Annotated in this window: 3 protein-coding genes and 3 pseudogenes; 1 reads left to right on the forward strand and 5 read right to left on the reverse strand. The window is 66.7% G+C overall.

From position 1 onward, the window contains the following. Positions 1-317 precede the first annotated feature (317 nt). Positions 318-587 (reverse strand): annotated as a pseudogene (locus ABT300_RS41985) (IS630 family transposase); the annotation flags it as partial. Between the two features lie 62 nt (positions 588-649). Between ABT300_RS41985 and ABT300_RS41990 the strand changes: the two are divergent. Next, the gene (locus tag ABT300_RS41990) at positions 650-2,242 is read left to right on the forward strand and encodes an ISL3 family transposase (protein ID WP_502978110.1); all 1,593 of its coding nucleotides are present in this window, start codon (positions 650-652) and stop codon (positions 2,240-2,242) included. A gap of 54 nt (positions 2,243-2,296) precedes the next feature. On the opposite strand, the pseudogene ABT300_RS41995 reads toward ABT300_RS41990, so the two are convergent. The 4 genes and pseudogenes from ABT300_RS41995 to ABT300_RS42005 all read right to left on the reverse strand — a co-directional run. After that, positions 2,297-2,518 (reverse strand): annotated as a pseudogene (locus ABT300_RS41995) (helix-turn-helix domain-containing protein); the annotation flags it as partial. Positions 2,519-2,578: 60 nt separating this feature from the next. Further along, on the reverse strand, positions 2,579-3,415 hold the full coding sequence (locus tag ABT300_RS42000) for an IS3 family transposase (RefSeq protein WP_502978108.1): 837 nt from the start codon (positions 3,413-3,415) through the stop codon (positions 2,579-2,581). Then, a complete protein-coding gene (locus ABT300_RS44645) occupies positions 3,415-3,717 on the reverse strand; it encodes a transposase (protein ID WP_502978109.1) in 303 nt (100 codons plus the stop codon). The genes ABT300_RS42000 and ABT300_RS44645 overlap by 1 nt, the downstream gene beginning before the upstream one ends. Positions 3,718-3,812: 95 nt before the next feature. Further along, a pseudogene (locus ABT300_RS42005) lies at positions 3,813-4,115 on the reverse strand (helix-turn-helix domain-containing protein); the annotation flags it as partial. Positions 4,116-4,173: the final 58 nt, after the last annotated feature.

Here is a 4,173-nt window from a genome sequence, read left to right on the forward strand (position 1 = left end):
CCGGCTTCGGAGTTGAACGCCACCCAGACGAGTGACCGTTCACGCGCTGCAACCCAGCCCATATCCATCAGATTTGAGCCGAGCGGGACACTTACGGGGCGTCAGACAGCGGTTCCTCTCGTACACCTTCTCCTCGCAGCTTGCCGGACCCGGGCCGTCTGACAGTGCCGACCCGTCCCGTCGTTGTCAGGGCTGCTTCCCGCCGCCACTTGCGTTCCCAGGAGACGGCTGCCCTCAGCTTCACCGGACGGCTGCGACCGTTCGGCGGTGGGGTCCTTTCACCCCCACTCGATTCCGTAGCGCCTCGTGGCGCACTTGAGGTTGTCCCACACGAGCACGATCGGGGCGCCGAGCTGCTGGTGGGCGGCGACGAGCGGGTCGCGGTAGTCGGTCCAGGTGAAACTGCGTCTGCCACCCCGCTTGTGATCCATGTGCCGCTTGGGCCGGTAGATCATTCGTGAGCGTTCGCCCTGCTTGTAGCAGGCCAGGGCAGCAACGGAGAAGCGTCGCTGGGAGCGTCCGCGCACTCGGACGACGGGGGTGCATCCGCGCCGGGCCCACGTCCGTGCGGTGGGCGGCGTCATCGAGAGGCTCAGTCAAGATTTCCGTGACGGGGTGACCGAGCGTCATTTCGGTGGCATGGTCCGCAGTGTGTGATGACTTCTTGGACATCGTGTTTCCGCACCTGGAAAAGGTGCTGGTGGAGCAAGTGTGTGTGGAGGACGGCGTGGTGCGGGTCCAGGCACGCACCCGCGACGGTGCTCTCGCGTGTCCCGATTGCGGCGTTTCCTCGGCGCGAGTCCACAATTGGTATCGACGGTGTCTGGCGGATGCCGCTGTGGGCGGGCGTCCGGTGGCCATCGACCTGTCGGTACGACGGTTGTTCTGCGATGTCACCAGTTGTGCGCGTCGCACCTTCGTTGAGCAGGTCGAAGGACTCACCATCCGGTACGGGCGCCGCACTGTCGTGCTGGCGACCCTGATCCAGGCCATTGCCCTGGCGCTTGCCGGCCGGGCAGGCGCGCGGCTCGCCGCCGTGCTGCACATCGTCGTCAGCCGGATGACACTGCTGAATGTGCTGATGGCGCTGCCCGACCCGTGCCCTCTCTCACCGCGGGTACTCGGGGTGGATGACTTCGCCACCCGACGTGGGCGCAGATACGGGACGGTGCTCGTCGACGTCGAGTCCCATGCCGTCCTCGACCTGCTGCCCGGCAGAGAGAAGGAACCCGTGGCCCTCTGGCTGGCCGGACACCCGGGGATCGAGGTGATCTGCCGGGATCGGGCCGGCGCCTATGCCGAGGCGGCCCGCGCAGGCGCTCCGGGCGCGCTGCAGGTCGCCGACCGGTGGCATTTATGGGACAACCTGACCACCGCTGTCGAGCGCACCGTGATCGCTCACCGCCCCTGCCTGCAAGAACCAGAGGTGAGCACCCCGTCGGCCCGGCGCATGGCCGCGGCTCCGCCCTCGACCCTCAATCCGGACACCGGCACGGAGAAATGGCTGGTCACCCGGACACGGGAGCGACACAAGGCAGTTCACCGACTGCTGGCCCGAGGATGGACGATCAGTGCCATCGCTCGGGAGCTGGGCCTTGCCCGACACACCGCGGAACGCTATGCGCACTGCAAGAACCTCGACGGCCTCATCGAAGGCTCCCTGCGCACCACTCGCCTGGACGACTACAAGCCTTACCTGATCCGGCGCTGGAACGAAGGATGCACCGATGCCGCCCGCCTCTTCCGCGAGATCCAGAGCCAGGGCTACCCGGGACGAACCCCGCAAGCGGTGCGACGCTACCTCCGTCCGCTTCGCACCGGCCTCGGATCCATCCGGTCGCCCGCCCCGGTGCTCAAACCGCAGCAGGTCACCAACTGGATCATGTGGAACCCCCAGCACCTGCGCGACGACGAAGAACGCCAGCTGGGCGAAGTACTCAGCCGATGCCCGGAGTTGACTGCCGTCCGCAGCCACGTGCACGCCTTCGCGCGGATGGTCTGCGACCTCGGCGGACACAGCCTGCCGGCATGGACAGACGCCGTCCACGCCGATGACCTACCCGCCCTACACGCCTTCGCCGACGGTCTCCAGCGTGATCACCAGGCTGTCACCGCGGGGCTTACGCTGCCCTGGAGTTCCGGCCCTGTCGAAGGCCACGTCAACCGGATCAAGATGCTGAAGCGACAGATGTATGGGAGAGCCGGCTTCGCACTACTGCGCAAGCGAGTCCTCCTCGCCTGACCAAAGCCACACTCCGCCACCCCGTCACGGAAATCTTGACTGAGCCCATCGAGAAGCCGGCCTCGTCCTCGAAGCACAGCCAGGCATCGAGCGCCGCCACGGACCTTCCACCTGCGGCCAGGTCTCCTTCACCCAGCCCGTCACGGCCGCCTCGTCTCGCTCAACGGCTCGTCGGGCCGGGACCTGGTGGCTGAAGCCGTGCCGGTGAAGCATCCGCGCGATCGCCGACAGCGTCATGCTCTTGTGGAACCGGCGTCCGATCAGCGTTTTGAACCGTTCCGGGTTCGGTGGAGGCTCAGGACTGTCCCGAGTTGGGTGGAGTCGGCTTGCTTGGTTTCAGGCTACTGGCGGGTTGCGGAGTTCGTACTCCACCGGGCTGAGCATGCCCAGCGCGGAGTGTCTGCGCTGGCGGTTGTGGAAGATTTCCAGGTACTCGAAGAGCGCGGTGGACAGCTCCAGCCGGGTCCGCCACCGTCTGCGGTTGAGCAGTTCGACCTGGACCCGGGCCCAGAAGGACTCCATCATCGCGTTGTCCACGCAGTCCCCGATGGAGCCCATCGAGGGCAGCAGGCCGGAGGCCCTCGCGCGCTGGGTGAATGCCCAGGACCCGAACTGCACTCCGTGATCGGAGTGGATGATGGTGCCGCCCGGCCGTGGGGAGCGGTTGCCGATGGCCATGGCCAGGGCGTTGGTGGTCAGCGCCGCTGTGGGTGAGGCGTCGATCGACCAGCCCACCACCCGTCGCGAGAACGTGTCCAGGACGACCGCGCAGTACACCTTGCCCTCAAAGGTGGGGTGCTCGGTGATGTCGGTGACCCATAGCTGGTCCCGGGCGTGACGGGTGAAGTTCCGCTCCACCAGGTCGGCGGCCGAGGGCGTCACGTGCTTGGTGCGGGGGCGTCGTCGGTTGCCGGGTAGGCCGGCACGCTGCATCAGCAGCTCCACGGTGCCGTGGCTGACATGAATGTGCAGGCCCAGACCGAGCTCGGCGTGCACCCGGCGGGAGCCGTAGGCGCCGCGGGAGGCGGTGTGGATGCCCACGATGGCCTCGGTCAGCCAGGCGTGCTTGACCCGGCGATTCGACGGCGGACGGTCTCGCCAGGCGTAGTAACCGGACTCCGCGACGTGCAGTACTCGGCAGGCCAGTTGCACCGGGAGGTGTTCACGGGCCATCACGCGGATGGCTTCGAACCGCCTTTTGGGGACGTTACCTCACCCAGCAGTTCGGCGGCCCGCCGGTGGATGGCCAACTCGGCCTCCAGCTCGGCGATGCGCTTGCGGGCCGCAGCCAGTTCAGACAGATCGCTGCTGGTCGTGCCTGGCACTTGTCCGGTGTCGATGAGGTGTTGACGCCGCCAGACGTAGATCGTCTGGTCGCTGATGCCGAGGAGTTGCGCAACCTCGGCGATCTTCCTTCCGGATGCGACGAGATCGAGAACCTTACGGCGGAACTCGGGCGGATAGCTGCGGGGCATCACGGCCTCCGAATGCTGCTGGATTGTCAATTGTCCAGCAACCCGACTCCAATAGAACCGGGGCATACCACTCGATCAAACCCGGAACGTTTCATTTTGACCCTTGCCAGCGTCCAGGTCTGGTCCGGCCAGCCGTGCGCGACCGGCCCCTTGGCCAACTCCTGTTCGAGCACTGCGAACAGGGCCTCACTGAGCTTGGGCACGCAGACCGGTCCGGCGGATCGCAGCCCCTCAGCGCCGGCATCGTGCCAGGCCCGGCGCCAACGCTGCACCGAGCGCACACTCGCCCGTAAGTCCTTGGCGACCTCCGCTTTGGAGACACCAGCAACAAACTGCTCCGCGGCCTCCAGTCGGATCCGCTTGAAGTTTCCCCGTGATCTCGGACACGGTTCTGTTATGCCGCGAGGGTCTGATCCTGTTGGTAGCGCAGGCGCGCCTCGTGGGGCGTGAGGTAGC

Origin of the sequence: Streptomyces sp. NPDC001027 (genome assembly GCF_040299045.1) — a bacterium.
Taxonomy (GTDB): Bacteria; Actinomycetota; Actinomycetes; order Streptomycetales; family Streptomycetaceae; genus Streptomyces.